Here is a 4331-nt window from a genome sequence, read left to right as displayed (position 1 = left end):
GGCGTCAGGCCGCGGCGGCGGCCTCCCGCGCGTCGAGCCACGCGGCGAGCGGCGCGGCGATACGGTCCCAGTCGGCGGCGATCGCCTCATGCACGCGCAGGTCGAAGGCGTTCAACTCCGCGATGCGCGCCTGCAGCGCGGGATCGCGCAGCGACGCCGTGACCGCGGCCTTCTCCTCCGCCGCGCCCTCGTTCACCCGCTTGCGCGCGGCGGGCCGCGCCGGGCGGCCGGTCAGCAGCGCGGTCAGCGCGCGGAAGCCGAGTTCGTAGCGCTCCTGCACGCCGACGAAGGCGAAGCGGTTGCGCAGCATCTCGAGCGCGGCGGGCACATCGCCCTCCGTCACCACGCGCGGCGGCAGCAGGTGGCGCGCGATGCGGTTGCGCTGGCCCTTCAGCTCCACGAAGGCCGCGAAGTCGGGGATGCGCGCCTTCACCTCCTCGGCCAGCGGGTGCATCGGCGAGCGCTGGTAGAGGTAATCCGACACCAGGCGGGCAACGGGCTCGCGCAGCATGGTGAACAGCCGCGTGCCCGGCACGGTGTCGGTGATGCGCTTCACCTGGCGGAACTGCACATGGCCGGAGGCGAACCGGAAGGGCTTTGCGGCGTGCTGCGCCAGGAACTCCTCGGTCGCGTCGTCGTAGCGCTCCGGCGCGGTGCGGCTGCGGTCGGTGCGGTCCGTCCGGTCGATATGGATGTTGCAGTAGGGCTGCAGCGCCGGCATCGCGGCGAGATCGGTGCCCAGGGAGCTGCCGGCCGTCTTGGGCACATGCACGAAGAGCCAGAGCGGCGGCCCCTCCCCCGGCGCGAGCCAGGCGTCGAATCGCCCTGCCAGCAATTGGCGGGCGGTGCTCACGCCAGACGGCGGGCCAATGCCTCGCGCACGGCCTGCCAGCGCGGGAAGATGGCGTCGTAGATCGCGACGTCGATCGCGTTGGCGGCGCGGATCCGCTCGGCCACGTCGGCCGGGACCTGGCGCTCGGCGTCGTTGTCCGTGTTCACGTTCTCGCGCAGCTTCGGCCAGGACGGCTCGCCGATCAGCGTGGTCAGCGTGCGGAAGGAAATGGGGTACATCTCCTGCACGCCGATGAAGGCGTAGTTGCGCAGCACGTAGTCCACGCATTCCGTCGGGTCGCCGCCGAGCAGCACGTCCGGCGCCACCAGGTGCTGCGCAATCTTGTTGCGCTCCGGCCGCAGCTCGAGATAGGCGTCAAGACTCGCCACCTTGGCGACGAAGTCCGCATAGACCGGGTGCCGTGGGGAGCGCTGGTAGCGGTAGTCGGACACCACGCGGTGCACCGGGTCGCGCAGGAAGGTGACGAAGCGCGCCTTCGGGAAGGCGGCGCGGATCCGCAGGACGTGGCGCGCCAGGATATGGCCGGAGGCGAAGCGCACGGGCGACCCCATGGCCCCGTGCAGGAAGCTGTCCACCGCCTCGTCCATGCGCTCGTGGAAGCTGCGCGTCGTGTCGGTGTAGTCCACTGCGATGTTCACGTCGGGCTGCAGGACCTGGGCGATCTCCCCGCGCAGGGAGGTCCCGGCCGTCTTGGGCACATGCACGAACACGCAGAGGTCCTGGCCGACGGCGGCCTGGCGGAAATACTCGTCGAAGCGCCCCGCGAAGAGCAACTCCATCAGCATCGTGCGACCGGCTCCCGGACCGCAACATTCATGGCACGCAGCCCCCCAGCTGTCATGACGCCCGAGGTTCCGAAAAGGGAACGCCTAGGCCAAGCGCAGGCCAGCCGCGTCACCTGTGCCCCGGCCACGGCAAGCTTGCAAGCCGTCGAAAGAAAACTGACACGGAGACGGCGCGGACGCGGCTCACCCCTCCAGCAGGCGGCGCACATGGGCGAGGACCACCTCCGCCGCCTCGTCGGGGCTGCGGCCGACCGTGTCCAGCCGCAATTCGGGGTTCTCCGGTGCCTCGTAGGGGCTGGAGACGCCGGTGAAGTTCTGGATCGCGCCCCGCACCGCCTTGGCGTAGAGCCCCTTCGGGTCGCGCCGCATGCATTCCTCGATCGGGGTGTCCACGAAGACCTCGACGAATTCCCCGTCCGCCATCAGCTCCCGCACCATCCGCCGCTCCGCGCGGAAGGGGGAGATGAAGGAGCACAGCACGATCAGCCCGGCATCGACGAAGAGCTTCGCCACCTCGCCCACGCGGCGGATGTTCTCCACCCGGTCGGCATCGGTGAAGCCCAGGTCGCGGTTCAGCCCGTGCCGGAGGTTGTCGCCGTCGAGCGAGTAGGTGTGACGGCCTTCCGCGTGCAGCGCCTTCTCCACCAGCTTGGCGATGGTGGACTTGCCAGAACCGGATAGGCCCGTGAACCACAGCACCAGCGGCTTCTGGTGGTCCAGCGCGGCCCGCGCCGCCTTGTCCACCAGGAATTCCTCGGCGTGGATGTTGGTGGCGCGGCGCAGCGCGAAGCTGACCATGCCGGCGCCGGCGGTGCGGTTGGTGAAGCGGTCCACCAGCACGAAGGCGCCGGTGGCACGGTTCTCGGCGTACGGGTCGAGCGGCACGCGCTGCGACAACGACAGGTTGCAGACGGCGATCTCGTTCAACTCAAGCCGCTTGGCCGGCTGCTGCTCCAGCGTGTTCACATCCACGCGATGCTTGATCGCGGTGACCGAGGCCCCGGTCCACATGTTGCCGAAGCGGGCAAGATACTGCCGCCCCGGCAGCATCGCCTCCTCGTCCATCCACAGCAGATGGGCGGCGAACTGGTCGGCCACCTCCGGCCGGTCGGCCAGCGGCGCCAGCACGTCGCCGCGCGCCACGTCCACCTCGTCAGCCAGGCAGATCGTCACCGCCTCCCCCGCGCCGGCCATCTGCTGGTCGCCATCGGGGCCGAGGATACGCGCGACGCGGCTCTGCCGGCCCGAGGCTGCGACCACCACGCCGTCGCCCACCGCGATCCGGCCCGAGGCGACGGTGCCGGAGAAGCCGCGGAAGTCCAGGTTCGGCCGGTTCACCCATTGCACCGGGAAGCGGAAGGGCTTGTCCTCCACCCCGTGCTCGACATCCACCGCCTCCAGATGGGCCAGTAGTGTCGGGCCGCGGTACCAGGGGGTGTTGCCGCTCTTCTGCGTGACGTTGTCGCCGAAGCGGGCGGAGACCGGGATCGGCGTGAGCGTCGTGAAGCCAAGCCCGGCGGCGAAGGTCGCCCAGTCGCCGACGATCCGGTCGAAGGTCGCCTCGTCCCAGTTCGCCAGGTCCATCTTGTTCACCGCCAGCACCACGTGGCGGATGCCGAGCAGGGAGCAGATGAAAGTGTGCCGCCGCGTCTGGGTCAGCACGCCCTTGCGCGCGTCGCACAGGATGATGGCGAGGTCGGAGTTGGACGCGCCGGTCGCCATGTTCCGGGTGTACTGCTCGTGGCCCGGCGTGTCGGCGACGATGAAGCTGCGCTTCGGCGTGGCGAAGAAGCGGTAGGCGACGTCGATGGTGATGCCCTGCTGCCGCTCCGCCTCCAGCCCGTCCACCAGCAGCGCCAGGTCCACCTCCTCGCCCACGGTGCCGTGCTTGCGGCTGTCCTTGGCGATGGTGGCCAGCGTGTCCTCCATGATCAGCTTGCTGTCGTAGAGCAGCCGCCCGATCAGGGTGGACTTGCCGTCGTCCACCGACCCGCAGGTGAGGAAGCGGAGCAGGCCACGCGCCGCCTGGGCGCCGGCAGGGTGCAAGTCCATGGTCGGTGCAGTCCTCGATCCGCCACCCGCCGCCCGGCCGCAGGAGAATGCGGCCGGCGCGCCGCCCGACGGCGTGCAACCGCGGCGCGGATCGGCTATCCCACGGGCAACCCGGCGGCGGCAAGCTCCGCCCCCGGCGCCGCTCTCCAGGACACTCCCCGATGCCCGACATCGTCGCGCTGCTCCCTCGCCTCGTCGCCATCGCCGCGGAGGCCGGCGCGCGCATTGTGGAGGTGCGCGAGCGGCCGCACGCCGTCACCGCCAAGGCCGATGGCAGCCCGCTGACGGAGGCCGACCTGGCCGCGGAGGCGGTGATCGCGGCGGGCCTCGCCGCCGCGGCCCCCGAAACGCCGGTCGTCTCGGAGGAGGATGCCGACCGCGCCGAACCGCCACCGGGCGCCACGTTCCTGCTGGTGGATCCGCTGGACGGCACCCGGGAGTTCCTCGGCCCGACCGGCGAGTTCACGGTGAACATCGCGCTGGTCGAGGCCGGCCGACCGGTGGGTGGCGTGGTCTATGCCCCGGCGCTCGGGCGGATCTGGCAGGGCGCGCTCGGCCATGGCGCCGCGGCCGGCGAGCTGGCGCCGGGCGCCGACCCCGCGTCCATCGCATGGCGGCCGATCCGCGCGCGGCCCCGCCCG

4 protein-coding genes are annotated in these 4331 nt (G+C 71.3%); 1 reads left to right on the top strand and 3 read right to left on the bottom strand.

All coding sequences use genetic code 11. The features are described 5' to 3' along the window. Positions 1–4: 4 nt before the first annotated feature. From OZN99_RS26515 to cysN, 3 genes are all read right to left on the bottom strand, one after another. Positions 5–853 carry a sulfotransferase family 2 domain-containing protein gene (locus OZN99_RS26515; RefSeq protein ID WP_270938235.1) on the bottom strand — a complete coding sequence of 283 codons (849 nt, stop codon included), beginning with the start codon at positions 851–853 and terminating at the stop codon, positions 5–7. Further along, positions 850–1638 (bottom strand): sulfotransferase, encoded by a 789-nt coding sequence (locus OZN99_RS26510; protein ID WP_270938234.1) that lies wholly within the window; start codon positions 1636–1638, stop codon positions 850–852. Before OZN99_RS26510 ends, OZN99_RS26515 begins: the two co-directional genes overlap by 4 nt. A 183-nt stretch (positions 1639–1821) precedes the next feature. Beyond that, entirely contained in the window at positions 1822–3690 is a 1869-nt protein-coding gene (gene cysN / locus OZN99_RS26505; protein WP_270938233.1) for a sulfate adenylyltransferase subunit CysN, read from the bottom strand. A 161-nt stretch (positions 3691–3851) separates the two neighbouring features. Between cysN and OZN99_RS26500 the strand changes: the two genes are divergently transcribed. Continuing rightward, positions 3852–4331, top strand: a 480-nt coding sequence (locus tag OZN99_RS26500; protein ID WP_333779778.1) for a 3'(2'),5'-bisphosphate nucleotidase CysQ family protein, incomplete at its 3' end; no start/stop codon positions are given.

The organism is Falsiroseomonas oryzae (assembly GCF_027856955.1).
Taxonomy (GTDB): Bacteria; Pseudomonadota; Alphaproteobacteria; order Acetobacterales; family Acetobacteraceae; genus Falsiroseomonas; species Falsiroseomonas oryzae.
This window is presented reverse-complemented; position numbering and strand designations above follow the sequence as displayed.

Excerpts from the sequence above, each read along its gene's own strand:
- cysN (WP_270938233.1), bottom strand. The coding sequence starts at position 3,690 with ATGGACTTGCACCCTGCCGGCGCCCAGGCGGCGCGTGGCCTGCTCCGC.
- OZN99_RS26510 (WP_270938234.1), bottom strand. The coding sequence starts at position 1,638 with ATGCTGATGGAGTTGCTCTTCGCGGGGCGCTTCGACGAGTATTTCCGC.